This is a genomic window from Nakamurella sp. A5-74 (genome assembly GCF_040438885.1).
Lineage (GTDB): Bacteria > Actinomycetota > Actinomycetes > Mycobacteriales > Nakamurellaceae > Nakamurella.
Genome location: NZ_CP159218.1, coordinates 3,582,752 through 3,608,157, shown reverse-complemented (window position 1 = coordinate 3,608,157; position 25,406 = coordinate 3,582,752). Strand labels below are relative to the sequence as shown.

At 69.6% G+C, this 25,406-nt stretch carries 21 protein-coding genes; 18 read left to right on the top strand and 3 right to left on the bottom strand.

Annotated features, from left to right (window positions below; translation table 11 throughout):
* Positions 1-21 precede the first annotated feature (21 nt).
* From ABLG96_RS16485 to ABLG96_RS16440, 10 genes are all read left to right on the top strand, one after another.
* Positions 22-951 (top strand): aspartate carbamoyltransferase catalytic subunit, encoded by a 930-nt coding sequence (locus ABLG96_RS16485; RefSeq protein ID WP_353651556.1) that lies wholly within the window; start codon positions 22-24, stop codon positions 949-951.
* Positions 948-2,330 carry a dihydroorotase gene (locus ABLG96_RS16480; RefSeq protein WP_353648417.1) on the top strand — a complete coding sequence of 461 codons (1,383 nt, stop codon included), beginning with the start codon at positions 948-950 and terminating at the stop codon, positions 2,328-2,330. The genes ABLG96_RS16485 and ABLG96_RS16480 overlap by 4 nt, the downstream gene beginning before the upstream one ends.
* Positions 2,327-3,523: a glutamine-hydrolyzing carbamoyl-phosphate synthase small subunit gene (gene carA / locus ABLG96_RS16475; RefSeq protein WP_353648416.1), complete on the top strand. Its 1,197-nt coding sequence runs from the start codon at positions 2,327-2,329 to the stop codon at positions 3,521-3,523. Before ABLG96_RS16480 ends, carA begins: the two co-directional genes overlap by 4 nt.
* Positions 3,510-7,136, top strand: a complete 3,627-nt coding sequence (gene carB / locus ABLG96_RS16470) for a carbamoyl-phosphate synthase large subunit (protein ID WP_353648415.1) — start codon at positions 3,510-3,512, stop codon at positions 7,134-7,136. The genes carA and carB overlap by 14 nt, the downstream gene beginning before the upstream one ends.
* On the top strand, positions 7,133-8,236 hold the full coding sequence (locus ABLG96_RS16465) for a quinone-dependent dihydroorotate dehydrogenase (RefSeq protein ID WP_353648414.1): 1,104 nt from the start codon (positions 7,133-7,135) through the stop codon (positions 8,234-8,236). The genes carB and ABLG96_RS16465 overlap by 4 nt, the downstream gene beginning before the upstream one ends.
* Positions 8,233-9,072, top strand: coding sequence for an orotidine-5'-phosphate decarboxylase (pyrF, locus tag ABLG96_RS16460; protein ID WP_353648413.1), 840 nt, complete (start codon positions 8,233-8,235; stop codon positions 9,070-9,072). Before ABLG96_RS16465 ends, pyrF begins: the two co-directional genes overlap by 4 nt.
* 241 nt (positions 9,073-9,313) lie before the next feature.
* Positions 9,314-10,297: a TIGR04222 domain-containing membrane protein gene (locus tag ABLG96_RS16455; protein ID WP_353648412.1), complete on the top strand. Its 984-nt coding sequence runs from the start codon at positions 9,314-9,316 to the stop codon at positions 10,295-10,297.
* Positions 10,297-11,274 (top strand): DUF692 domain-containing protein, encoded by a 978-nt coding sequence (locus tag ABLG96_RS16450; protein WP_353648411.1) that lies wholly within the window; start codon positions 10,297-10,299, stop codon positions 11,272-11,274. Before ABLG96_RS16455 ends, ABLG96_RS16450 begins: the two co-directional genes overlap by 1 nt.
* Before the next feature lie 32 nt (positions 11,275-11,306).
* The gene (locus tag ABLG96_RS16445; protein WP_353648410.1) at positions 11,307-11,903 is read left to right on the top strand and encodes a sulfite oxidase-like oxidoreductase; all 597 of its coding nucleotides are present in this window, start codon (positions 11,307-11,309) and stop codon (positions 11,901-11,903) included.
* Positions 11,896-12,771: an FAD-binding oxidoreductase gene (locus ABLG96_RS16440; RefSeq protein WP_353648409.1), complete on the top strand. Its 876-nt coding sequence runs from the start codon at positions 11,896-11,898 to the stop codon at positions 12,769-12,771. The genes ABLG96_RS16445 and ABLG96_RS16440 overlap by 8 nt, the downstream gene beginning before the upstream one ends.
* A 21-nt stretch (positions 12,772-12,792) precedes the next feature.
* On the opposite strand, the gene ABLG96_RS16435 is transcribed toward ABLG96_RS16440, so the two are convergent.
* A complete protein-coding gene (locus ABLG96_RS16435; RefSeq protein WP_353651555.1) occupies positions 12,793-14,586 on the bottom strand; it encodes an MFS transporter in 1,794 nt (597 codons plus the stop codon).
* Between the two features lie 222 nt (positions 14,587-14,808).
* Between ABLG96_RS16435 and ABLG96_RS16430 the strand changes: the two genes are divergently transcribed.
* The 3 genes from ABLG96_RS16430 (at position 14,809) to ABLG96_RS16420 (ending at position 17,884) form a co-directional block, all read left to right on the top strand.
* Positions 14,809-15,312 carry a hypothetical protein gene (locus tag ABLG96_RS16430; protein WP_353648408.1) on the top strand — a complete coding sequence of 168 codons (504 nt, stop codon included), beginning with the start codon at positions 14,809-14,811 and terminating at the stop codon, positions 15,310-15,312.
* 233 nt (positions 15,313-15,545) lie between these two features.
* Complete coding sequence (gene ahcY / locus ABLG96_RS16425; protein ID WP_353651554.1) at positions 15,546-17,030, top strand: adenosylhomocysteinase; 1,485 nt, start codon at positions 15,546-15,548, stop codon at positions 17,028-17,030.
* Between the two features lie 203 nt (positions 17,031-17,233).
* Positions 17,234-17,884, top strand: coding sequence for a cutinase family protein (locus ABLG96_RS16420; RefSeq protein ID WP_353648407.1), 651 nt, complete (start codon positions 17,234-17,236; stop codon positions 17,882-17,884).
* 92 nt (positions 17,885-17,976) lie between these two features.
* Here ABLG96_RS16420 and ABLG96_RS16415 read toward each other — a convergent pair whose 3' ends face one another.
* Positions 17,977-18,348, bottom strand: coding sequence for an FKBP-type peptidyl-prolyl cis-trans isomerase (locus ABLG96_RS16415; RefSeq protein WP_353648406.1), 372 nt, complete (start codon positions 18,346-18,348; stop codon positions 17,977-17,979).
* Between the two features lie 62 nt (positions 18,349-18,410).
* Here ABLG96_RS16415 and ABLG96_RS16410 point away from each other — a divergent pair, with 62 nt between their 5' ends.
* Positions 18,411-19,073 carry a dTMP kinase gene (locus ABLG96_RS16410; protein ID WP_353648405.1) on the top strand — a complete coding sequence of 221 codons (663 nt, stop codon included), beginning with the start codon at positions 18,411-18,413 and terminating at the stop codon, positions 19,071-19,073.
* Between the two features lie 66 nt (positions 19,074-19,139).
* On the opposite strand, the gene ABLG96_RS16405 is transcribed toward ABLG96_RS16410, so the two are convergent.
* Positions 19,140-20,009, bottom strand: coding sequence for a hypothetical protein (locus ABLG96_RS16405; RefSeq protein WP_353648404.1), 870 nt, complete (start codon positions 20,007-20,009; stop codon positions 19,140-19,142).
* 197 nt (positions 20,010-20,206) lie between these two features.
* On the opposite strand from ABLG96_RS16405, the gene mtrA reads away from it, so the two are divergent.
* From mtrA to ABLG96_RS16385, 4 genes are all read left to right on the top strand, one after another.
* Complete coding sequence (gene mtrA, locus ABLG96_RS16400) at positions 20,207-20,884, top strand: MtrAB system response regulator MtrA (protein WP_353648403.1); 678 nt, start codon at positions 20,207-20,209, stop codon at positions 20,882-20,884.
* A gap of 39 nt (positions 20,885-20,923) precedes the next feature.
* Positions 20,924-22,672, top strand: coding sequence for an MtrAB system histidine kinase MtrB (gene mtrB, locus ABLG96_RS16395; RefSeq protein WP_353648402.1), 1,749 nt, complete (start codon positions 20,924-20,926; stop codon positions 22,670-22,672).
* Positions 22,669-24,447, top strand: coding sequence for an LpqB family beta-propeller domain-containing protein (locus ABLG96_RS16390; protein ID WP_353648401.1), 1,779 nt, complete (start codon positions 22,669-22,671; stop codon positions 24,445-24,447). Before mtrB ends, ABLG96_RS16390 begins: the two co-directional genes overlap by 4 nt.
* Positions 24,448-24,764: 317 nt before the next feature.
* A complete protein-coding gene (locus ABLG96_RS16385; protein WP_353648400.1) occupies positions 24,765-25,376 on the top strand; it encodes a ComF family protein in 612 nt (203 codons plus the stop codon).
* Positions 25,377-25,406: the final 30 nt, after the last annotated feature.

Sequence of the window (25,406 nt, the reverse complement as noted above, 5' to 3'; positions counted from 1 at the left end):
CCGGTCGGCCCAGCGCCGCGGATGCCCCGGCATCTGCTCTCGGCGGGCGATCTGGACCGTCCAACGGCGCTGCACGTGCTGGACACCGCCCGGCGACTGGAACAGGCCATGGCGGGTCGCGAGGTGCGCAAGCTGCCGACGCTCCGCGGCCGCACCGTCGTCAACCTGTTCTACGAGGACTCCACCCGTACCCGGGTCTCGTTCGAGGTGGCGGCCAAGCGGTTGTCCGCCGACGTCATCAACTTCTCCGCCAAGGGCTCCAGCGTCTCGAAGGGCGAGTCGCTCAAGGACACCGCGCTCACCCTCCAGGCGATGGGGGCGGATGCCGTGGTGTGCCGACATTTCGCCTCCGGCGCCCCGCAACGCCTGTGCCAGTGGGTCGAGGGCAGCGTGGTGAACGCGGGTGACGGCACCCACGAGCACCCCACCCAGGCGCTGTTGGACGCCTACACCCTCCGGCGCCACCTCGGCGAGTTGGAAGGCCGGAAGATCGTCGTGGTCGGCGACGTCCTGCACTCGCGGGTCGCGCGGTCCAATGTGCTGCTGCTGTCCACGCTGGGCGCCCAGGTCGAACTGGTGGCGCCGCCCACCCTGCTGCCGGTCGGCGTGTCCGCCTGGCCCGCAACGGTCTCCTACGACCTGGACGCATCCCTGCGCGGTGCGGACGCGGTGATGATGCTGCGGGTGCAGCGGGAGCGGATGAGCGGATCGTTCTTCCCGACGGCCCGCGAGTACTCCCGCTCCTTCGGCCTCGACGGCCGCCGCCGCAGCCTGCTGGCTCCGCACGGAGTCGTACTGCACCCGGGCCCGATGAACCGCGGCATGGAGATCACCCCGGACGTCGCCGACGGCGCCGGGTCGCTCATCGTCGAGCAGGTCGGCAACGGCGTCACCGTCCGGATGGCCGTGTTGTACCTGCTTCTGTCCGGAGAAATGGAAGGCACCGCGTGAGCCACCCCTACCCTGCACCACCCCTGTTGATCACCGGGGCCGCTCCCTACGGTGAGGAGCCGGCCGACATCGCGATCGCCGGCGGCGTGATCCTCACAGTGGGCGCCGACGCCCGCGCAGCTGCCGAACGAGCCGCTCGCGAATCGGACATCGCACTCGTCGAGACCGATGGCGGCGGACTCGTGGCGCTGCCAGGTCTGGTCGACCTGCACACGCATTTGCGCGAGCCTGGTCGGGAGGACGCCGAGACCGTCGAGACCGGTTCTGCTGCAGCGGCTCTGGGCGGTTTCACCGCGGTCTTCGCGATGCCGAACACGCACCCGACAACGGACACCGCCGGTGTCGTCGAGCAGGTCTACCGGCTCGGTGCGGACGTCGGTCTGGTGGACGTGCAGCCGATCGGTGCTGTCACCGTCGGACGGCAGGGGCAGCAGCTCGCCGAGCTCGGCGCGATGAACGCCTCCGCGGCCGGGGTCACGGTGTTCTCCGACGACGGCGACTGCGTCGCCGATCCGCTGCTGATGCGCCGCGCGCTGGAGTACGTGAAGGCGTTCGGCGGAGTCATCGCCCAGCACGCCCAGGAACCGCGGTTGACGGTCGGCGCGCAGATGCACGAGGGGGACGTCTCCGCGGTGCTCGGGCTGGCCGGTTGGCCCGCCGTCGCCGAGGAGGCGATCATCGCCCGCGACTGTCTGCTGGCCGACCACGTCGGATCCCGGCTGCACGTCTGCCATCTGTCCACCGCCGGGTCCGTGGCGGTGGTCGCTGCGGCCAAGGCGCGCGGCACCGCCGTCACCGCGGAGGTGACGCCGCACCACCTGCTGCTCACCGATGAGTTGGCGCGCAGCTACGACGCCGTCTACAAGGTCAACCCGCCGCTGCGCACGGAGGCTGACGTGCAGGTGCTGCGGCAGGCGGTCGCGGACGGGGTGATCGACATCGTCGCCACCGACCACGCCCCGCATGCAGCGGAGGACAAGGACTGCGAGTGGGACTCGGCCTCGCCGGGGATGCTCGGTCTGCAGACGGCGCTGTCGATCGTCATCGACAGCTTGCTGGTGACCGGTCTGCTCGACTGGCGGGGTGTGGCCAGGGTGCTGAGCGAGAAGCCCGCAGAGATCGGCGGCCGGGCCGACCATGGTCGCCCGATCGCGGCCGGCGAACCGGCGAACCTGGTGTTCGTCGATCCGTACGCGCGCTGGACGGTGCGCGGGGCGGAGCTCGCCAGCCTCTCCCGCAACACCCCCTTCGAGGGAATGGAGCTGCCGGGCGTCGTTCGGCACACCCTGCTGCGCGGGCGGTTCACCGTCCGCGACGGCGTCGTCACCGGCTCCCAGGACGCTACGAACAGCACTGCGCAGCAAGGAGTCTCGGCATGAGCGGCCCGGCAGCACTCGTCCTGGAGGATGGTCGGATCCATCGGGGGACGGCCTTCGGTGCGCTCGGCGCGACCTTCGGTGAGGCGGTCTTCTCCACCGGCATGACCGGTTATCAGGAGACGCTCACCGACCCGTCGTACCGCCGGCAGGTGGTGATCGCCACGGCGCCGCAGATCGGCAACACCGGCTGGGTCGACCACCCCGATGTCGCCGAGGCCGCCAACGCCACCCTCGAGGGCAGCGACGACGAGTCCGGCCGGATCTGGGTCTCCGGTCTGGTGATCCGTGATCTGTCGCCGCGTCCCTCCAACTGGCGCTCGACGCGGTCGCTACCGGAGCAGATGACCGCCGATGGGGTCGTCGGCATCTGCGACGTCGACACCCGCGGGCTGACCCGGCACCTGCGCACCGGCGGTGTGCTGCGGTGCGGAATCTTCTCCGGTGACGAGCTGGGCACCGACGAGCAGATGCTCGCGCGGGTGCGCGCCACCCCGTCGATGGTCGGCGCCGACCTGGCCGGCGAGGTCTCCACCGGTGAGATCTACACGGTGGAACCCGCAGGGGAGCACCGGTTCTCGGTGGCCGCACTCGACCTGGGGATCAAGTCGAACACCCCGAAGATGTTCGCTGCCCGCGGGATCCGCACCCACGTGCTGCCCTCCGACGCGACGATCGACGACCTGCTCGCGCTCGAGGACGGCCGCGGGGTCGACGGGGTGTTCCTGTCGAACGGGCCGGGGGACCCGGAGACCGCCGAGGGGCCCGTCTCCCTGACCCGCGAGGTGCTGAGCCGCCGGATCCCGCTGTTCGGAATCTGCTTCGGCAACCAGATCCTCGGCCGCGCACTGGGTTTCGGCACCTACAAGCTGAAGTTCGGGCACCGCGGCATCAATCAGCCGGTGCGCGACCACCGCACCGGCAAGGTGTTCGTCACCGCTCAGAACCACGGTTTCGCGGTCGACGTCCCCGGCCCGCTGGGCGAGGTGGTCGACACCGAGTTCGGCCGCGCCAGGGTGGCCTTCACCTGCCTCAACGACGACGTGATCGAGGGCCTCGAATGCCTCGACGTGCCGGCGTTCTCGGTGCAGTTCCATCCGGAGGCAGCCGCCGGCCCACACGACGCCGGATACCTCTTCGACGATTTCATCTCGCTCATGAGCGCTACCCGGAAGGACGCCCATGCCGCGTCGTGACGACATCAAGCACATCCTGGTGATCGGATCCGGTCCGATCGTGATCGGTCAGGCGTGCGAGTTCGACTACTCCGGCACCCAGGCCTGTCGGGTGCTGCGCAGCGAAGGCATCCGTGTCTCGCTGATCAACTCGAACCCCGCGACGATCATGACGGATCCCGAGTTCGCCGATGCCACCTACATCGAGCCGATCACTCCCGCGTTCGTCGAGAAGGTGCTGGCGGACCAACGGGACCGTGGGTTCCCGGTGGACGCCGTGCTCGCCACCCTGGGCGGTCAGACGGCCCTGAACACCGCGATCGCGATGGACTCCCAGGGCATCCTCGATCGGTTCGGAGTGGAGCTGATCGGCGCCGACATCCCGGCCATCCAACGTGGTGAGGACCGGCAGATCTTCAAGGACATCGTGCGGTCGGTCGGCGGCGACGTCCCGCGGTCGGCGGTCTGCCACTCGATGGATGAGGTCCGCGCCACCGCGCAGGATCTCGGGCTGCCGGTCGTCATCCGGCCGTCGTTCACCATGGGCGGCCTGGGATCCGGGATGGCCTACACACCGGAGGATCTCGACCGGATCGCCGGGACCGGGCTGGCCGCATCACCGGTGACGGAGGTGCTGATCGAGGAGAGCGTGCTCGGCTGGAAGGAGTTCGAGCTGGAACTGATGCGCGACTCGGCCGACAACGCCGTGGTGGTCTGCTCGATCGAGAACATCGATCCGATGGGCGTGCACACCGGCGATTCGGTGACCGTCGCCCCGGCGATGACGCTCACCGATCGCGAGTACCAGCGGATGCGCGACCTGGGCCTGCAGATCCTGCGGGCGGTCGGCGTCGCCACCGGCGGCTGCAACATCCAGTTCGCGATCGATCCGGATTCCGGCCGGATGATCGTCATCGAGATGAACCCGCGGGTCTCCCGCAGCTCGGCGCTGGCGTCGAAGGCCACCGGTTTCCCGATCGCGAAGATCGCCGCGAAGCTCGCCATCGGCTACACCCTCGACGAGATCGCCAACGACATCACAACGCTCGGGGGGACACCCCCCGAGTCCCCCCCGAGGAAGTCGACGCTCGGGGGGACACCCCCCGAGTCCCCCCCGAGGAAGTCGACGCTCGGGGGGACACCCCCCGAGTCCCCCCCGAGGGAGTCGGCGCTCGGGGGGACACCCCCCGAGTCCCCCCCGAGGAAGTCGGCGCTCGGGGGGACACCCCCCGAGTCCCCCCCGAGGAAGACCTCTGCCGCCTTCGAACCGGCGCTCGACTACGTGGTGGTGAAGATCCCGCGGTTCGCGTTCGAGAAGTTCCCGGGCGCCGACCCGGTGCTCACCACCACGATGAAGTCGGTGGGGGAGGCCATGTCGTTCGGCCGGTCGTTCGCTGAAGCGTTCGGAAAAGCCCTGCGGTCCATGGAGACGAAGGCAAGTGGCTATCTGCTGGCGGCTGCTGCGGTCGGGCCGGACGAGGACCGGGCCGAGGTGATCGAGGCGCTGCGGCAACCGCAGGACGGTCGCTGGTACCGGGTGATCGGGGCGATCCGGGCCGGCATTTCGGTGGAGGCGATCCATGAGGCGACCGACATCGATCCCTGGTTCCTGGACCAGATCGCGCTGGTCACCTCGATTGCCGACGAGGTCGCCGCTGCCGACTCACTCGGCGCGGATCTGCTGCGCAGGGCCAAGCGGTACGGCCTGTCCGATGCCGATCTCGCGCAGCTGCGCGCCGAGGCAGGAGACGCTGCGCTGGGAGCCGAGGCGGCGATCCGCGCGCTGCGCACCGAACTGGGCGTGCACCCTGTCTTCTTCACCGTCGACACCTGCGCCGCGGAGTTCGAGGCGACGACGCCCTACCACTACTCGGCGTACGAGATCGACCCGCTCGCCGAGTCGGAGGTCGCTCCGCAGACCGAGCGGCCGAAGGTGATCATCCTGGGGTCCGGGCCGAACCGGATCGGCCAGGGCATCGAGTTCGACTACTCCTGCGTGCACGCGGCACTGTCGTTGCGGGATGCCGGTTTCGAGACCGTGATGGTCAACTGCAACCCGGAGACGGTGTCCACCGACTACGACACCTCCGACCGGCTCTACTTCGAACCCCTGACGATCGAGGACGTGCTCGAGGTGGTGGCCTCGGAGCAGCGCTCCGGCACCGTCGCCGGGGTGATCGTCACCCTCGGCGGGCAGACGCCGCTGAAGCTCGCCGCCGAGCTGAAGGCCTCCGGGGTGCCCATCCTGGGCACCCAGCCGGAGGCCATCGACCTGGCCGAGGATCGCAAGCTGTTCGGCGATCTGCTGACGCAGCAACAGCTTCCGGCCCCCGCGTTCGGCACGGCGATCTCCTTCGAGGGTGCACGGGACGCCGCCGCGCGGATCGGCTACCCGGTCCTGGTGCGGCCGTCGTTCGTGCTCGGCGGTCGTGGGATGGAGATCGTCTACGACGAGCAGTCGCTGTCGGACTACATCGACCGGGCCACCGAGATCGCCCCCGACCGGCCGGTACTGGTCGACCGATTCCTGGACGATGCCATCGAGATCGACGTCGATGCGCTCTGCGACGGCACCGAGGTCTACCTCGGCGGCGTGATGGAACACATCGAGGAAGCCGGTGTGCATTCCGGTGACTCCGCGTGTGTGCTACCGCCGATCACTCTGGGCCGCGGCGACATCGCCAAGGTGCGCGAGCACACCACCAAGCTCGCGCTCGGCATCGGCGTGCGGGGCTTGATGAACGTCCAGTACGCCCTCAAGGGCGAGACGCTCTACGTGCTCGAGGCGAACCCGCGGGCGTCCAGGACGGTGCCGTTCTCCTCGAAGGCGACCGCCGTCCAGCTGGCCAAGGCGGCCGCCAGGATCATGACCGGCAGCAGCATCGCGGAGCTGCGCGCCGAAGGGCTGCTGCCGGCCACCGGAGACGGGGGACAGCTCCCGCCGGGCGCCCCGGTCGCCGTGAAGGAGGCCGTGATGCAGTTCCACCGGTTCCGCCGCCCGGACGGCCGCGGGGTAGATTCGCTGCTCGGTCCTGAGATGCGCTCCACCGGTGAGGTGATGGGCATCGACAGCGCGTTCGGGCCGGCGTTCGCCAAGTCGCAGACCGCCTCCTACGGCTCGCTGCCGACCGCCGGCACCGTGTTCGTCTCGGTCGCCAACGCCGACAAGCGCTCGATCGTCTTCCCGGCGAAGCGGCTCGCGGATCTGGGGTTCGAGATCCTGGCGACCGAGGGTACCGCGGAGATGTTGCGCCGCAACGGGATGGAGGTGGAGACCGTCGGCAAGTACTTCGAGAGCACCGACACCGAAGGGGATCTGATCGCCGGCGTGGCCACTGTCGACCCGGCAGCAGGGGACTCGGTGGTGCACCGGATCCGGGCCGGGCAGGTGGACCTGGTGATCAACACTCCGTACGGCAACTCGGGTCCCCGGATCGACGGCTACGAGATCCGCACCGCCGCGGTGGCCGCAGACATCCCGTGCATCACCACCATCTCGGGTGCGGCCGCCGCCATCCAGGGCATCGAGGCGTTGATCCGCAGCAACATCGGGGTCGCCCCGCTGCAGGAGCTGCACAAGCGGCTGCGCTTCCCGGCCGCCGATCAGCCCGAGCCCGCGGTGGTCGGGGTATGAACCGTCTGGTCGATCGGGCCTATGCGCGGCTGGTGCGGCCGGCGATGTTCCGCTGGGGCGGTGGTGATCCGGAGATCGCGCACCACCGCACACTCGGAGGCCTGCGCAGGGTGGCGCGCAGTTCAACGGCGCTGAGCCTGCTGAGCCGCCTGCTGCGAGTCGATCCGTCACCACGCACGGTGTGCGGGATCGACTTCCCCAACGCCGTGGGCCTCGCGGCCGGGATGGACAAGGACGGCGTCGCGCTGAAGGCTTGGGGGGCAATGGGTTTCGGCTTCATCGAGGCCGGCACGGTGACGGCTCATCCGCAGCCGGGAAACGAGAAGCCGCGGCTGTTCCGGTTGCCGACCTCCGAGGCGATCATCAACCGGATGGGCTTCAACAACGACGGTGCGGCTGCGCTCGCCGACCGGGTCACGTCGTCGGGCGGCCGGGGCAGCCTCGGTGTGCCGCTGGGGATCTCGCTCGGCAAGTCCAAGGTGACGCCGGTGCAGGATGCGATCGGTGACTACCTGGCGTCGCTGGCCGCGGTCTACCCGGTGGCCGACTACCTCGCCGTCAACGTCTCCTCGCCGAACACCCCAGGGCTGCGCTCGCTGCAGGACCACGGACCGCTGAACGAACTGCTCGGCGCCCTGACCGAACAGGTCGGGGTGCTGGCGGGACCGTCAGCGACCCCGATCCCGGTACTGGTGAAGATCGCCCCGGATCTCACCGAAAACGCAATCGCCGAGCTGCTGCAGGTGTGCACCGACCGTGGGGTCGCCGGCGTCATCGCCACCAACACCACGACCGGGCGGACCGGGATCGCGGACGCCGATCTGCTGACCTCCCGCGAGCGCGGCGGGCTGTCCGGTGCGCCGTTGCGCGCGCGTGCCAGGGCGGTCGTCTCCTTCGTCACCAGGACCAGCGATCTGCCGGTGATGGGTGTCGGCGGCATCATGAACTACGACGATGCGGCGGCACTGCTCGACGCCGGCGCTTCCCTGCTGCAGTTGTACTCGGGGTTCATCTATCGCGGACCCGCGCTGATCGCAGAAGCGACCGCTGCGGCCGCCGATTCCGCGCGGCATCCGGACGGACAGAAGGAGACCCCATGACCACCACGACCTTCGGCGCGCGCTACGCCTCAGCACTGGACGATCGAGGCCCGTTGTGTGTCGGTATCGACCCGCACCCCGCGCTGCTGCAGGCCTGGGACCTGGACCCCGGGATCGACGGGCTGAAGCGGTTCGCCCTGGAAGCCACGGCGGCGCTGGCCCCGGAGGCGGCAGTCGTCAAACCGCAGTCCGCATTCTTCGAGGCCTACGGCAGCGCCGGGATCGCGGTGCTGGAAGCAGTGATCGCCGATGCCCGCGACGCCGGCGCGCTGGTGCTGCTGGACGTCAAACGCGGCGACATCGGATCGACCATGGACGCCTACGCGCGGGCCTACCTGAGCGACGACTCACCCCTTGCCGCGGATGCGATCACCGTGTCGCCGTACCTCGGCTTCGGGTCGCTGGGCCCGGCGATCGAGCTGGCGGCACGGACCGGGCGTGGCCTGTTCGTGCTGTGCCGCACCAGCAATCCGGAATCTGCACACGTGCAGCATGCGGTGCTCGACGGTGTCAGGACGGTGGCGCAGGAGATCGTCGACCAGGTCGCTGCACTGAACGTCGGTGCCGTTCCGCTCGGGTCGTTCGGCCTCGTGATCGGCGCCACCCTCACCGAGCTGGACGTCGACCTGTCCGCCTTGAACGGCCCGATCCTGGCGCCCGGTCTCGGCGCGCAGGGAGCCGACGCGACGAAGGTCGCCGCACTCTTCGGAGCCGTACTTCCGGCGGTCGCCTCCTCCTCCAGCCGGGAGGTGCTCTCGGCCGGACCGGATCCGGTGGCCCTGCGGGATGCGGCCCGCCGGCAGAACGAGGCCCTGCAGGACGCTGCCCGGCGCTGACAGCGCTGCCCTGCCGTCACCCCACGAACAGTGGGCTCGGGGATGGGATCTCGACTCACCGCGTTCGCTCCTTGCTCCCATGTCAAGCCGCGGCGGGCATCATCGAAACCTGACGGTGGTCGAGCGAGCGAGCGAGCGACGAAGGAGCGAGTCGAGGCCCCGTCCTCGGTCGATGGGCCCGGTCTCGTTCGATTCTCTGGATCACCGGGATTTCCGCGTCGGAGTTTGCAACGATGTGGCCATGGGGATCTCCTGGGGCCTGACCGGACCTCAATTCCTGGTGATCTACGGGATCGTGCTGGCAGGGCTGATCGTCCTGGCCGTGGTGGTGCGGTGCTGGCCACGTCCGGCCCTGACGGTTCCCGTCCGGATCACCGGCGAGGAACTCGGCTACCTGGTCGGTGGGGCACAACGGGCCCTGTTGGTGGCAGTGGGCGAGTTGCGCCGCCGTGGACAGCTGGTCGCCGGCCCGCTGGGCTGGCTGGGCCTCGCTCCTGACGCCGCCGCGCGGACCGATCTCGAAGCGGCCGTGCTGGACTGCGTCCGGGACAGGGTCGACAGCTCCCGACTGCTCACCGACCGTCGGATGCTGCGCGCTGTGGTCCGTCTGCGGGATGCGCTCGCGGAGCGGAACCTCGTGCTGGGTCGGGGTCGGCATGCGCTGCTGTTGGTCCTTCTGGGCGCGCTCTGGGTGACCTGGGCCGTCGGGACCGGCTACGCGGTGGTCGGTCACCACCCCGGTGTCCCCACGTTCTGGCTGTTCGTCGCACAGGCCGTGCTGCTGGTGGCGCTGCCGAAGGTCGGTCCCGCGCTGACCCGTCGGCAGCTCCGGGTCACTGCTGCCCTCGTCACCGAAGTGCGGCAGGCCAGGATCGATCCGGGTTCCCATGAGGATGCGGATCACCGGTTCGGTCCGCAGGTGGTGGTCGCCGGGATCTCCGGTGTGCCGGTGGCACTCGGCGGGTCAGGCGCCCTCACCGCGCTGGATCCCGTGCTGGCCCAGGCGGTCGGCGCCCAGCGGCTCACCTCCGATGGCCGGAAATCCTCTCGGACGAGGCGCCGGGCCACCGCGACCGGCGGCGCCTCCGGCTGGGTGGACTCCGGGAACTCGTCGACCTGCGGCACCACGTCCTCCGGCTGCGGCAGCGTGTCGAGTTGTGGGAGCTCGTCCAGCTGCGGCGGCGGGAGCAGTTGCGGCGGCGGCGGCGGATGCGGTAGCAGCTGATGAGCGAAGACAGCACCGACAGCATCGTCGGAACAGGGACCAGCGGCGTGGTGCGCACGGGGACCGTCGCCGGGGTCGGCATCGGCTGGCGCCCGGAGATCGACTTCGCGGTCCGCTCGCTGCCCGGGCTGCGCTGGTGTGAGGTGATCGCGGAATCGATCGATCCCGCCCGGCTCCCGGGCGGTCTGATCGGCCTCCGGGCCGCCGGCGTCGCGGTGGTCCCGCACGGGGTCCGGGTCAACCTGGGCAGCGCCGACGAACCCGATCACGCCCAACTCGACAGGTTCGCCGCGGTCGCAGCTGCGCTGCATGCTCCGCTGGTGAGCGAGCACATCTCGTTCGTCCGCGCCGGCGGCGTGGACGTGGGTCACCTGACGCCGCTCCCGCGTACCCGGGATGCCGTCGAGGTGATGGTGCGCAACGTCGCCACCTTCCGGTCCGCCGTGGGGCTGCCCGTCGCGCTCGAACCGATCGCCGTGCTCTTCGACTGGCCGGACGACGAGCTCACGGAGGGCCAGTTCATCACCGAGATCTGCGAGCGCAGCGACGCCCTGCTGCTGCTGGACGTCGCGAACGTGCACGCCAATGCACGCAATGCCGTCGGCGGGCGAGCAGGATCGGCGCCGACGCTTTTCGAGCAGATCCCACTGGAGCGGATCGCCTACGTCCACATCGCCGGCGGCGACGAGCACGACGGGATCTACCACGACACCCATACCGCGCCGGTGTCGCCGGAGGTGCTGGACCTGCTCACCGTGCTGACGTCGCGTCAGCCGATCCCGGCGGTGATGCTGGAGCGCGACGGCAACTATCCGCCGCAGGCGGAGATCTTCGCCGAGCTGGACTCGATCGCCGAAGCCTCCGGGCACCCGCGGATCACCGCAGCAGGCACCGCGGCGGGCGCAGTTGCAGGCACCGCAGCAAGCACCACGGCGGTCGGTGCGGCAGCCACGACTAGGCTGGACCCGCCGGCCTGATCGCCACCGCCGGTCGCCATGAAGGAGTGCGGATGTCCGTCGTCACCCGGGGTTTCGTCGGCAGACGCGACCATTCGGCCAAGCTCCCGCCCGGTCAGCACTTCGAGACCGGATTCCCCGTGCTGACGGTCGGCCCGGCGCCGCGGATCAGCACCGAGCGCTGGGAACTGACCGTCACCACCGAGACCGGTGACCGGACGGTCTTCGACTGGGCGAGCATGCAGGCGCTCGGCCTGGAGGAACTGCAGGTCGACATCCACTGCGTCACGTCGTGGTCGAAGTTCGACACCCGCTGGCGGGGCGTCAGCGTCGAGCGCGTACTCGCCGGGATCTCCACCAGCGCAACACATCTGATGGCGCACTGCTACGGCGGTTACACCACCAACCTGCCCCTGGCCGACGTGCTGGACGGGCGCGCCTTGATCGCCACCGAGTTCGACGGCGAGCCGCTGGCCCGGGATCACGGCGGTCCGGCGCGGTTGCTGGTGCCGCACCTGTACTTCTGGAAATCGGCGAAGTGGGTCTCCGAGCTGCGGCTGATGACCGAGGACGAGCTGGGATTCTGGGAACGCAACGGCTACCACGCCTACGGCGATCCGTGGCGTGAGCAGCGGTACTCCGATGTCTGAGTCGTCGGTGTCGCAGTCGTCGGTGTCGCAGTCGTCCGTGTCGCAGTCGTCGGTGCCGCGGCCACCGCGCATGGTGAGTGACCGCGCCAACCGGTCACTGGACGTCGTGCCGGACAGCGCGCGGTCACCGATTGCGAAACGCTGGCAGCGGGGCGTCCTGCGGGAGCGGATCGCCGAATCGTCGACCGCGGCGACATTGGTCTTCGACGTTCCCGGGTGTGTCGGCGCGTTGGCCGGTCAACGGATGGAGATCCGGCTGACGGCTGCCGATTTCTATCGCGCCCAACGCGCGTACTCGCTGTCCAGGGTGGGTGTGCCCGGTGAAGTGGAGGTGGCCGTCCAGGTGACACCGGGTGGTGAGATCTCCCCGTTCCTGGTGCGGGACCTCGCTGTCGGCGACGAGGTCGAGTTCCGCGGACCGATCGGTGGCTGGTTCACCTGGGAGCCCGCGCAGCCGGAACCGATCCTGCTGGTCGGCGGCGGATCCGGGATCACGCCGCTGATGGCGATGCTGCGTGAGCGGCGTCGAGTGCTCGATGCGGGTGAGCGCGCCACCCTGCCGCCGATGCGGATGCTCTACTCGGTGCGTACCCCGAGCGACGTCTGGTTCGCGCAGGAACTCCTGGCCGCTGCTGCGGGTGAGGAGATCTGCGTGGTCCACACCCGCCAGACCACGACGGGCGCACCCCGTCCGGCGGGCCGGATCTCGCCGGACGACCTGGTCTGGACCTCGCATGCCGTCGATCCGTCCGCGACGACCGCCTACGTCTGCGGACCGTCGGGATTCGTCGAACACGTCAGCGATCTGCTGCTCGGGTGGGGTCATCAGGCCACCCACATCCGGACCGAGCGGTTCGGCTGGACCTGAGCGTCTCGGCCCTGCAGCGCCTCAGCGACGGCGCCGGCTTGCCAGTGCCTCCTCGTAGGCGACGTCCTCCCCCGGGACGGCGTCGAGCGCGGCACCTTCGCGCGCGAGTCCGGTGAGAGCTGCCGCCGCGACGGTCGCGGTACCGGCGGCAGTGTCCGCGTGTGCGTCTTCGTGGACGAACTTCTTGCCGCGCAGCAGCGATGCCCCGGCCGCGATCAGCAGCATCACGATCGCCGAGGTGAAGGCGATCGCCAGGCCGTGGCGGAACGGGGCCGAGATGAGGTCGGGGAAGAACGAGTCGCCGTAGACCCTGGCGGCGACCGCGGGGTCGGCATTCGGGACGAGTTCCTTGATCGGGTTGCCGCCGAGGAACGCCGCGAACAGGATCCCCACCGGTGACGCACCCGAGGCAGCGGCCGCCTGGGACGGCGCCACGCCGGCTGCGACGAGGCCGGCGTTCATCGCCTGGGGGAGGCTGCCGGCCAGGCCGATCGCCATCAGCGTGAAGAACCCGCCGAGCGAGATCACCTGGCCGGCGTTCATGCCGGTGGCCCTGATACCAGAGGCCGCCCCACGCTGGGAGGCCGGAACAGCGTTCATGATCGCGGCGGAGTTCGGTGCAGCCATCAGGCCCATGCCGATGCCGTTCAGCGCCAGCAGGCCCGCGAACAGGACGTAGTTGAAGTCGGCGGGCAGCAGGATCAGACCCAGGAACGTCGCCGCCGACAGCAGCAGACCGCCGGTGGCGAACGCCCGCGCACCGAACCGGTCGGACAGCGCCCCGGACGCCGGCCCGGCGATCAGGAAGCCGATCGTCAGCGGCACCATGTAGATGCCGGCCCACAGCGGGGTGTCCTCGAAGGCATAGCCGTGCAACGGAAGCCAGATGCCCTGGAGCCAGATGATCAGCATGAACTGCAGGCCGCCGCGGGACATCGATGCCAGCAGGTTGACGGCCTGACCCGCAGAGAAGGCGCGCACCTTGAACAGCCTCATGTCGATCATCGGTTCGGCGACCCGGTTCTCGATGAGGACGAAGGTGACGAGCAGGGCGACACCGCCGATGACGGAACCGAGCACCAGGGGTGACGTCCAGCCCATGGTGTGGCCGCCGTAGGGCTGCAGGCCGTAGGTGACGCCGACCAGCAGGGCGATCAGGCCGACACCGAAGGTCAGGTTGCCCCAGAGGTCGATGACCACCTTGTGGCTGCGGTCGCGTGGCGGATCGCTGAGCGATCGGTACCCCCGCCAGGTGCCCCAGACGCCGACGGGAACGCTGACCCAGAACACCGCGCGCCAGTCCCACTCCGACAGCACGCCGCCGATGATCAGCCCGAGGAAGCCGCCGGCCAGCCCGGCGACCTGGTTGACGCCGAGCGCAAAGCCGCGCCGGGCCGGCGGGAAGGCGTCCGTGATGATCGCGGTCGAGTTCGCCATCACCATCGCGCCGCCGATGCCCTGCACGACGCGCCAGATGATGATCTCCAGGGCGCCGGCAGCGCCGCTGTTGGGAACCAGGGCGCACCCGAGCGAGCCGACCGTGAAGACGGCGAAGCCCAGATTGAACACCTTCGCCCTGCCGTACTGGTCACCCAGTCGACCGAACGTCACCACCAGCACTGCGGTGACGAGCATGAATCCCATCAGCATCCAGAGCAAATAGGAGATGTTCTGTGGCGCAAGAGGATCGAGGCCGAGCCCGCGGAAGATCGCCGGCAGCGAGATCAGCAGGATCGACGAGTTGAGGGTGACGGCGAGGATGCCGACGGTCGTGACGGACAGCGCGGTCCGGCGGCTCCTGGTCGCGGCCGCGATGGTGTCGACAGCGTCCGTCCGAGGCCTGTTGGTTGTCTGAGGCACACTTTCTCCCTGGTTCCATAGGGACCCTATGTAATTTCCTGGGGCAACGGGTTCTGCGGCGCTCGAGTGTGACCGGACAGTCAGTCGGTGAGTCTTGCGATGATGTCGGGACATCAAGGTTGCAGGTCTCGTCGGCCGGGGATTCCGGACCACGGGAGTGCGCTCTACGGTGGCTGGATGACCGGATCCGATGGCCCAGCGGCTCAGTCCGAGGCCGCTGCTGAGGCCGCTGCTGAGGTCGCTGCTGCCGCCGAACGACTGGCGGCAGCCCAGCACCGACTGGTCGCCGCCGTCACCGGTATCGGCGATACCCCGCCAGGTTTCGACGTCGCCCGGGTGGAGCTGGCGCGGACGTCTCTGCTGGCCAAACGATCCGGAGAGGTGCGGGCTGCCTGGCCGGCGCTGGCGAACAGCATGCGCTCGCGGTTCGCGGCGGAGTTCGCGCTGTGGGCGGCGCACCGGCCGACCCGTGGATCGCTGCAGGACGGCTGGCTGTTGGCCAGGGAGCGTCTCGCCGCCGGGCTGCTCGACGACGCGGCCGCGCTCGAGCTGGCGATGTGCGAAGCGCGGATGGTGTTCGACGGACAGGCGCCGCCGCGTCGTCGTCGGGGGTTGTGGACCCGGCGGACGGCCGATGGTGTGCGCGTCATCGGGTGGCGTGGTCGCGTCCGGGTGCGGTGACGACGAACTGCTCACATGGGCGCGTGTGCACTGTCCGCGCAGGTCACGCTCCGGTACCATGGCCTCTGACACGCACGCCCCGGGCTCGAGAAGCCCGGAGCGTCCGGTGCAGGGTTGCCACTGCGACGAGTTCAGCTCGATCGTGCCGCCCGAGTCCGGCCCCCGAGATCGCCGCGAATCGCGTGGCGTCGACATGCTCAAGGGAGCCCCCCGCTGTGACTGCAGCAGAAGCCATCAACCACTACGACGTCGACCTCACCGCTGACGTGGTGAACGGTCTCGACTTCAAGGTCGCCGACCTGTCGCTGGCCGATTTCGGCCGCAAGGAGATCACTCTCGCCGAGCACGAGATGCCCGGCCTGATGTCGCTGCGGCGCGAGTACGCAGATGTCCAGCCGCTCAAGGGCGCCCGCATCGCCGGCTCCCTGCACATGACCATCCAGACCGCCGTGCTCATCGAGACCCTCGTCAGCCTGGGCGCCGATGTCCGCTGGGTGAGCTGCAACATCTACTCCACCCAGGATCACGCCGCGGCCGCGACCGTCGTCGGGCCGCACGGCACCGAAGAGGCGCCGAAGGGCGTCTCGGTGTTCGCCTGGAAGGGCGAGAGCCTCGCCGAGTACTGGTGGTGCACCGAGCAGATGCTGCGCTGGCCCTCGGCTGACGGTTCGCATCTCGGCCCGAACATGATCCTGGACGACGGCGGCGACGCCACCCTGCTGATCCACAAGGGCCTGCAGTACGAGAAGGCCGGCGTCGTCCCGTCCACCACCGATGACGACTCCGACGAGTACAAGGTGATCCTCGACCTGCTGCGCAGCTCGCTCGCGCGTGACAACGGGTACTGGACCGCCATCGCCCCGGCGATCATGGGCGTCACCGAGGAGACCACCACCGGCGTCCTGCGGCTGTACCAGCTCGCCGCCGCAGGTGAGCTGCTGTTCCCGGCCATCAACGTCAACGACTCGGTGACCAAGAGCAAGTTCGACAACAAGTACGGCTGCCGCCACTCGCTGATCGACGGCCTGAATCGCGCCACCGACACGCTGATCGGCGGCAAGGTCGCGCTGATCTGCGGCTACGGCGACGTCGGCAAGGGCTCCGCGGAGTCGCTCCGCGGTCAGGGCGCGCGCGTCGTCATCGCCGAGATCGATCCGATCTGCGCGTTGCAGGCGCTGATGGATGGCTACGAGGTCGACACCGTGGACGACGCGGTCGGCCGCGCGGACATCATCATCACCACGACCGGCAACAAGGACATCATCACCCTGGACCACATGAAGGCGATGAAGCACCAGGCGATCCTGGGCAACATCGGCCACTTCGACAACGAGATCGACATTGCCGGTCTGCACCGTTCGGACGCCACGCAGCTGGAGATCAAGCCGCAGGTGCACCTGTGGACGTTCGCCAGTGGCAAGACGCTGCTGGTGCTCTCCGAAGGACGTCTGTTGAACCTCGGCAACGCCACCGGTCACCCGTCGTTCGTCATGAGCAGCTCGTTCGCGAACCAGACCATCGCCCAGATCGAGCTGTTCACCAAGAACAACGAGTACGACAAGGAGGTTTACCGGCTCCCCAAGCACCTGGACGAGAAGGTTGCCAAGATCCACGTCGAGGCGCTCGGCGGCAAGCTCACCAAGCTCACCAAGGACCAGGCGGAGTACATCGGCGTCGACGTCGAGGGCCCGTTCAAGGCGGATCACTACCGCTACTGAGCTTGTCCTCGTGAGCACCAGATGCTGACGTGTGCGGTACAGGCGCGCAGGTCCCGGACGTCCGGGGCCTGCGCGCCTCGCCGTTCCCGGATGCCGGGAGCGCACCGTCTGCGTAGCTTTTTTCCAGACTTTCCAGCCCGACCGCAATCGGGTTGCTGAAGCTGGTGTGCTGACACCCGTCCTACTCACCCAGGAGGGTTTCCATGAAGAACAGACTTGCAGTACTCGTCACCAGCGTGCTGATCGCCGCCGGCCTGTCCGTCGCCCTGCCCCAGGTCGCTTCCGCTGCCTCGTGCGCCGGGACCTACCGGATCGTGGTTCCTGGATTCGGACACGGCAGTGATGCCGGCGGGTTCTACAACTTCGACCAGCGCGTGGGGTATTCGGCCCAGCTGACCAGCCAGAGCGCCCGGGAGGGTGTGAACGAGCTGAACCGGCTCGTTCGCGACCAGCGCAATGTCTGTCCCGGCCAGCACGTGCGGATGATCGGCCACTCCGAGGGAGCCGCCGTCGTGCACATCTGGGTGACAGCGAACTGGCAGTCGTTCGGCAACGTCAATGCGGTACTGCTGGCCGACCCGAAGCGCGCCCCCGAGGGCCATGGCAGCGGTGGCCTCGCTGGTCAGCCGGGCACCGGCATCGTCGGCTTCCCGTTGGTGGGCGTCGACAATTTCTACGGCAACGTCCCGACGGTGACCATCTGCACCGACGACATCATCTGCGACAGCACCGCCCCGTCCGGCTGGTTGGGCTACTACCCGGGCACCAACCACATCAACTACAACTTCGATGCCAACGCCTACTCCGACAACGGGAACGGCCAGTGGTTCTACGGCCAGTTCTTCCCCCGCTGACGCGGATCCGGAATGTGCCGATGACCTGATGTGCAAGAACCCCGCTCGACCGAACCGGTCGGGCGGGGTTCTCGCGTTCCGGTGGGAGGTGCTCAGGCGCCGATCAGGTCGATGACGAAGATCAGCGTCTTGCCCGAGAGGCGGTGGCCGGAGCCCGCAGCGCCGTAGGCGAGCTGCGGCGGGATGGTGAGCTTGCGCCGTCCGCCCACCTTCATGCCGGGGATCCCTTCCTGCCACCCGGCGATCAGGCCGCGCAGCGGGAACGAGATGGACGCCCCGCGGTCCCACGAGGCGTCGAACTGCTCGCCGGTGTCGTACTCGACGCCCACGTAGTGGACCTCGACGGTACCGCCCGGGACGGCTTCGGTCCCGTCGCCGACGGTGATGTCCTCGATGACCAGCTCGGCAGGAGCCGGACCCTCGGGGAACTCGATCTGGGGCTTGCCCGTGTTCGCTTCTGTCATGTGACCATCCCAGCATGTCGGCCGTGCCGGGGCGAACCGGGGGATCACTAGAGTCGGCACTCGTGAGCGCACACCGAGGCCGACTGGTCGTCATCGAGGGATTGGACGGCTCCGGCAAGAACACCCTCACCCGGTCGCTGGTGGCGCGTGCGGAGCGCGCAGGTGCCCGGGTCGCGACCCTCGACTTCCCCCGGTACGGCCGCAGCATCCACGCCGACCTGGTGCGCGACATGCTCTACGGACGGTTGGGCGATCTGTCGCACTCGGTGCACGGCGGTGCACTGCTGTTCGCCCTGGATCGGCGGGATGCGCTGCCAGACATCGAGAGCGCCCTCGCCGACAACGACCTGCTCGTGCTGGACCGCTACATCTCGGCGAACGCGGCCTACGCCTCCGCCCGGCTCGGTGGCCCCGCGGGGGATGCAGGCACCGCGATGCCGAAATGGGTCCGGGAGTTGGAGGTCGATCGTTTCGGGCTACCGGTGCCGGATCTTCAACTGCTGCTGGACACAGATGCGGACGAGTCGGCCCGCCGGGCTGCACAGCGCGCCGGCGGGGACGCCACCAGAGAGCTCGACGACTTCGAACGCGACGGTGATCTGCAGGTCCGCACCGGGCAGATGTACGCCCGGTTGGCAGCTGGGTGCTACCTCTCTCCCTGGACCGTGCTGCGGTCCGGGCCGGACGGTGTCGATGAGGTGTCCGAGCGGGATCTGCTGGGCTGAGGTCGGGTGGCGGCTGCCCGCGCCGTGCCAGGTTCCGGTGCGGCTCCGGACAACCGCGCGCCGCGTTCAGGATCCGGCGGCCGCCGACAGGGTGACGGCGAAGTTCTCGGTGCGGATGCGCAGGTCGACATAGCTGAGCGCCATCGCCGCGGCTCCCCAGCTGGTCGTCACCATGGCCACCACGGCCCCGGCCAAGTCGGCGACGAGCAGGGCTGCCAGGTCCGAGGCGGACGCGGTCAGCGGCGCGACGAGTGAGCTGACCAGGATCGAAAGGACGAGGCCGATCGCGAGCAGGGCCACCGCCAGACCGAGCAGCCGCCCCCACGAACCGCGGGTCAGGACGAGTGACCGGCGCAGCGCGACGCCGGGTGTTCCGCGTTCCATCACCAGTGCCGGGCCGACGACGAACCAGGCCAGCATCAGCAGCAGGCCAGGCACGATCAGGAACGCGAACCCGACGGCGATCCCGGCGCCGGCCAGCACCGACACGCCGACGAGCTGCCACAGCCGCGGACCGGCCAGGCGGGCTCGACGCTCCTGGGTGGAGACGGACGTCCCCAGCACGTCCTGACCGACATACACCGCGGCCACCCCCGCGATCAGCACCGTCGTGGTCCCGTCGACGATCAGTTGCGCCAGGGTGGCGATCGAGATCCCTGCCGGCGGGAGGGACAGCTCGGTACCGCTCAGTGCCGCATCGATCCAACTGGCGTCGATGTACGCGTCGATGGTGCCGGTCGCTGCCAGCACACCCCAGACGACCGCCGATCCCAGCAGCGACGCGAGCAGCGCCAACGGTCCGAGGCGGGCGAAGTGCCGCCTGGCCATCCGGAACGACAGTCCCAGCACCTCGCTGATCGTGAGGGGGCGCAGGGGCACCAGACCGGGCTGGCGGACGGGGAGTGACGGGTGCGGGAACCAGGGCGCTTGACTCACCCAGCCATCGTTCCACGCGGCAGTTCGCGGCCCCACCTCCGCGGATCTGCGGGACGATGCGGCCACGGGATCCGCGGTCATCCGTGGCTCACCTCCGCGGATCTGCGGGACGATGCGGCCACGGGATCCGCGGTCATCCGTGGCCCACCTCCGCGGATCTGCGGGACGATGCGGCCACGGGATGACACGATGGAGGGATGAGACCGCGCGTACTGGTGGTGGACGACGATCCTGCGCTTGCCGAGATGCTCACGATCGTGCTCCGCGGAGAAGGCTTCGACACCGCTGTCGTCCGGGACGGGGCGAGGGCGGTCGACGCCTTCCGTGACAGTCACCCGGATCTGATCCTGCTCGACCTGATGCTGCCGGGCGTCTCCGGGCTGGACGTGTGCAAGGAGATCCGGGCCGAATCCGGGGTGCCGATCATCATGCTGACCGCCAAGACCGACACCGTTGATGTGGTGCTCGGCCTGGAGTCGGGTGCCGACGACTACGTGATGAAGCCGTTCAAGCCGAAGGAACTGACCGCGCGCATCCGCGCCCGACTGCGCCGCAGCGACACCGGTTCCGCCGAGCTGCTGCGGGTCGCCGACGTTGAGATCGACGTCCTCGGTCACCAGGTCACCCGTGCAGGCAGGCCGATCTCGCTCACGCCGCTGGAGTTCGACCTGCTGGTGGCACTGGCCCGCAAACCGCGTCAGGTGTTCTCCCGAGAGGTGCTGCTGGAGCAGGTCTGGGGGTACCGGCACGCCGCCGACACCCGGCTGGTGAATGTCCACGTCCAGCGGCTGCGCTCCAAGATCGAGAAGGATCCCGAGCGCCCCGAGGTCGTCGTCACGGTCCGCGGTGTCGGCTACAAGGCCGGCGTCTCGTGAGTCGTCGTGACTGCATGAGCAGTCCGGACAGTGGCCGTGATGTCGGCTCTGGCTGAGGATCCGGCACCCGCACCACAGCGACTGGCCAGAGCCAGGGCCGCCCAGCGTCGCGCCCGCTGGGGCCGGATCAGCCAGGCAGCCCGCAGCGGAGTCTCCTTCTGGAGCCGCTCGCTGCGGCTGCGGGTGCTCGTGCTGACGCTGTCGACTTCGATCCTGGTGATCGCCGTGCTCGGGCTGGTGCTGCAGCAGCAGATCACCGACCGCCTGCTCGAGACCAAGCGCGACGCAGCGATCGCCGAGCTGGAGAATGCCCTGGGGGTCACCCAGAGCCAGCTCTCCAACGCGGATCCGGAAGAGACGAGCCTGCAGAGCCAGCTGCTCAACGTGGTGAACGTGTTGGGCCGCCCGGTCGACGCGGGTGCTGCCCAGGGCGGACAGGCCGGCGTGTTCGAACCGGTGGTGGCCACCCTGCGTGGGGTGAGCGTGACAGCCGGGCTCTGGTCGGACGTCCCCGCCGAGCTGCGCAACAAGGTCTCCGAGGGCACCCTGGCCTGGCAGTACACGTCGATCATCCGCGAGGGTCAGCAGGGCGCAGCGTTGGTGGTGGGCGGTCCCGCCATCACCGGCACCGACTCCTTCGGGGTGTTCCTGATCTTTCCCCTGTCCGGTGAGCAGCGCACCATCCAGGTGATCCAACGGACCCTGCTGGTCGCCGGAGCGGCACTGGTCGCCGCAATGACGTTGATCGCGGTGGTGGTCGCCAGCCAGGTGGTGCGACCGGTCCGCCGGGCGGCGGCGGTCGCCGAGCGGTTCGCGGCCGGTGCGCTCGAAGAGCGCATGCCGGTCAAGGGCGCCGCCGAGCTGACCACCATGGCCCGGTCGTTCAACGGGATGGCCGAGGCGATCCGGGCGCAGATCCGGCAGCTGGAGGAGTTCGGTCGGTTGCAGCGCCGGTTCACCTCCGACGTGTCCCACGAGTTGCGCACCCCGGTCACCACCGTGCGGATGGCCGCCGATCTGCTGCACGCCGAGCGCAAGCAGTTCCCCGCCCACCTGGGCAGGGCCACGGAGTTGCTGGTGGACGAACTGGACCGTTTCGAGACCCTGCTGGCAGACCTGCTCGAGATCAGTCGCCACGACGCTGGCATGGCCGAGCTCAACGCGGAACCCACCGATGTGCGCGGCCACGTCGAGTCCTGCGTCACCGCCGTCCACGCGTTGGCCGATCGGGTCGGGGTCAGCATCTCCGTCGAGGTGCCGGACGACCCGGTGATCGCCGAGGTGGATGCCCGGCGCTTCGAGCGGATCCTGCGGAACCTGCTGGGCAATGCGATCGATCATGCCGACGGCGGGCGGGTGGAGGTCGAGGTGGCCGACGGCCCGGAGAGCATCGCGATCGCGGTGACCGACTACGGCGTCGGGCTGCGGCCCGGCGAGGCCGGGCTGGTGTTCAACCGGTTCTGGCGGGCCGACCCGTCGCGTCAGCGACAGACCGGTGGTACCGGCCTCGGGTTGGCCATCTCGCTGGAGGACGCACGGCTGCACGGTGGCTGGCTGCAGGCCAGTGGAACCCCCGGGCTCGGAGCGCGGTTCCGACTCACGCTGCCCAAGGTGTCGGGAACGCTGGTCACCGGTTCGCCGCTGCCGCTGCGATCGCCGGCGCACCGGGAGGGGCGGGACGATCATCTCGACCCGCACGACGATGTGGACGAGCACATCATCGATCCCGTCGCCGTTCGCACCGAGGGCGCCCGCGACCGCGATCCACGTGCCGGGATCGGGCGATGAGCGGCGCCCGGCGCTGGAGGATCGCCCTGGCGGTCGTCGTCGGTCTGCTGTCCGCGTCGTGCTCCGGTATCCCCTCCGGCGGCCAGGCCGAGGTGGTGCGCACTGTCGAGGGCCCGCAGAACCCCTCCCAACCTTTGACCCCGCAGTCCGGCCAGGCTCCCGACCAGGTGATCCGCGGTTTCATCGCGGCCAGCGCGGACAACCGATCCGACCAATCGCAGGGAAAGCCCTTTGCGGCGGCGCGGCCGTTCCTCACGGCGCGGGCCTCCGAAGCGTGGCAACCGGCGAAGGAGCGGATCGTCGTCGTGGGTGACGACTACGCCCTGAGCCAGGACAAGGACGACGCGAGCACCTACACATTGGTCGCCCAACAGGTGGGCGTGCTCGCCGTCGACAAGTCGTACACCGCAGCCGCCGCCGGCGTCGAGGCCCTGAAGATCCACGTCGTGGAGGTGGACGGCGAGTGGCGGATCGACGTCCCACCGACGGCGCTGGTGATCACCACCTCCGACTTCTCCGCCAACTACCTCGAGCGCCCCGTCTACTTCCTCAACAGCACGGGGACCAACCTGGTGCCCGACCTGCGTTACCTGCCCCGCAGCTCCACGGAAGCGGTGCGGGCCGACCGACTCGTCTCGATGCTGCTGTCCGGACCCAGCGCACGGCTGAGTTCCGGGGTGACGAGCATGCTGTCGGGCTCCGTGCGGCTGGCGGCCAACGTGGTGATCGACACCGGCGGTGTGGTGCGGGTCGATTTGACCGGTGTCTCGCTGCCCACCGACCTGGCCCGGCAGGCCCTGGCTGCTCAGCTGGCCTGGACCGTCCGGTCGGAAGGGACGGTGGCGATCACCGTGGACGGCGCCCCGCTGGATTCGGCTCAGCCCGATCAGATCTACTCCTCGGGCACGACGGCCTCCTTCGACCCGGACACCACACCGGCCATCGGCCGGACGGCCGCCCGCGACCCCTACTACCTGGACAGCGACGGCCGGATCGTGTCGCTGGTGGACAGCAAGCCCATGTGGGGCGAATGGGGCACCCGCGGCGAGGTGAAGTCTGCGGCCATGTCGGCCGCGACAGGCGCGGTCGCGGCGGTGGTGCAGGACGGCGACTCGCAGCAGCTGCGTCTCGGCTATCCGTTGGAGCAAGCGGAGGCCGAGCGCACCGTCCTGACGGCCAGCTCCCTCACCCAGCCCACGTTCGACCGCTTCGGCAACGAGCTCTGGGTGGTGCAGGACGGCCAGACGGATCCGCAGGTGATCCGGTTGACCATCTCCGCCCAGGTGTCGCAGCAGGTGGTATCGGTCCCGGGGCTGGACAAGCTGGGCAAGGTGACTGCGCTGCAGCTGTCGCCGGACGGGGTCCGGGTGGCGGTGGTGGCGAGCGAGTCGCTGTACATCGGGACCATCGAGCGGATCAGCCAGGAGGGCACGACCCGCGTGCAGGTGGTGGGTCTGACCGAGCTGTCGAGGGCACTCCCGGGGGGCGTCGGAGCGGTGGTGTTCCGCTCGGCCGCCGAGCTGCTGGTCGCCGCCGGGCCCGACAGGAGTCACCGGCCGGTCTCGGTCTCGATCGACGGTCGGGAGATCAGTCCGCGCACCAGCAGCGGGATCTTCGACAATGTGACCGCGCTGGCCATCGACGACGAGCATGCCTACATCTCCTTCGGTAGCCGGATCTGGAGACTGTCGGGGTCGCTGACGAGCGGCGAATGGGAGACGCCCGATCCGAAGATCCCGGCCTTCGTCGGGACTGCTCCTTTCCTACCGAACTGATCCCGGCGTCCTCCGGGCGATCAGCGTGTCGCCACCGTGTTGTCCACAGACCCGAAGTTGTCCACACTGAACGGCGCCGCGCTGCCGGGAGGTCGACCGGCGCAGCAGGCTGGGGTGTGTGCAGATCACCGGCGAACGGATCGACCAACCGCCCGGCCATCGCAACCGGCCGGGCGGATGGCCGCGCGGGCGGCCGCGCCCCGGCAACGGTGTGGCGGCAGCTGTGCGGGCTCGGTGGCGCCCTGGTTGAGCTGGTGCTGCCGCTGCCCTGTCCGGGCTGCGGAAGGGCCGGGCCGTTCTGCGCGGGGTGCCGGGCGGTGCTGGGCGGGCGCCCCAGGGAGCCGGTGCTGACGGAGGCGGCGGTGGAGGCACTGGCCGAGGCGGGGCCGCTGCCGTCGGTCCGGGCCCTGTGCCGGTACACGGCAGGAGTGCGGGCCGCGGTGATCGCCGGCAAGGAGCGCGGGCGCCGCGACCTGCCGCCCATGCTCGGCACGGCCCTCGGGGACGGCCTGCTCCGACTGCACGGGGTCGGCCTGGTGCCGGACCGGGTGACGCTGGTCCCGGCGCCGACGAAGCCATCCGCCGCGAGACGCCGGGGCGGCGATCCGGTGCACCGGATGGCGCGGGCGGCTGCCGCGTCGCTGGCCGGGGCGGGCCTCACCGCGGCGGTCGCTCCCGTGCTGTCCACCGCGCGGTCGGCGGCGGACCAGGCCGGGCTCGACGCGTCGGCGCGTGCCGGCAATTTGGCCGGGCGGGTCCGCTTCCGCGGTCGACTTCCCGAGGAGCCTGGGCAGATCGTCCTGCTCGACGACGTGTTGACCACCGGTGCCACCATGGTGGCCGCCTGCGCCGCGCTGTCCCGGCACGGCGCCGAGGTAGGGCTGGTGCTGACCGTCGCCAGCGTGCCGAAGTTCCGATCAGTACGGTGACAGCACCCGACCCCGGCGGCTCACGCAGCG

What these genes read in the sequence shown, in the direction of transcription:
- ABLG96_RS16420 (WP_353648407.1), top strand. Translation starts at nt 17,234, where the DNA reads ATGAAGAACAGACTTGCAGTACTCGTCACCAGCGTGCTGATCGCCGCC.
- carB (WP_353648415.1), top strand. Translation starts at nt 3,510, where the DNA reads ATGCCGCGTCGTGACGACATCAAGCACATCCTGGTGATCGGATCCGGT.
- pyrF (WP_353648413.1), top strand. Translation starts at nt 8,233, where the DNA reads ATGACCACCACGACCTTCGGCGCGCGCTACGCCTCAGCACTGGACGAT.
- carA (WP_353648416.1), top strand. Translation starts at nt 2,327, where the DNA reads ATGAGCGGCCCGGCAGCACTCGTCCTGGAGGATGGTCGGATCCATCGG.
- ABLG96_RS16445 (WP_353648410.1), top strand. Translation starts at nt 11,307, where the DNA reads ATGTCCGTCGTCACCCGGGGTTTCGTCGGCAGACGCGACCATTCGGCC.
- ABLG96_RS16485 (WP_353651556.1), top strand. Translation starts at nt 22, where the DNA reads ATGCCCCGGCATCTGCTCTCGGCGGGCGATCTGGACCGTCCAACGGCG.
- ABLG96_RS16465 (WP_353648414.1), top strand. Translation starts at nt 7,133, where the DNA reads ATGAACCGTCTGGTCGATCGGGCCTATGCGCGGCTGGTGCGGCCGGCG.
- ABLG96_RS16430 (WP_353648408.1), top strand. Translation starts at nt 14,809, where the DNA reads ATGACCGGATCCGATGGCCCAGCGGCTCAGTCCGAGGCCGCTGCTGAG.
- mtrB (WP_353648402.1), top strand. Translation starts at nt 20,924, where the DNA reads ATGTCGGCTCTGGCTGAGGATCCGGCACCCGCACCACAGCGACTGGCC.
- mtrA (WP_353648403.1), top strand. Translation starts at nt 20,207, where the DNA reads ATGAGACCGCGCGTACTGGTGGTGGACGACGATCCTGCGCTTGCCGAG.
- ABLG96_RS16415 (WP_353648406.1), bottom strand. Translation starts at nt 18,348, where the DNA reads ATGACAGAAGCGAACACGGGCAAGCCCCAGATCGAGTTCCCCGAGGGT.
- ABLG96_RS16390 (WP_353648401.1), top strand. Translation starts at nt 22,669, where the DNA reads ATGAGCGGCGCCCGGCGCTGGAGGATCGCCCTGGCGGTCGTCGTCGGT.
- ABLG96_RS16455 (WP_353648412.1), top strand. Translation starts at nt 9,314, where the DNA reads ATGGGGATCTCCTGGGGCCTGACCGGACCTCAATTCCTGGTGATCTAC.
- ABLG96_RS16450 (WP_353648411.1), top strand. Translation starts at nt 10,297, where the DNA reads ATGAGCGAAGACAGCACCGACAGCATCGTCGGAACAGGGACCAGCGGC.
- ABLG96_RS16440 (WP_353648409.1), top strand. Translation starts at nt 11,896, where the DNA reads ATGTCTGAGTCGTCGGTGTCGCAGTCGTCGGTGTCGCAGTCGTCCGTG.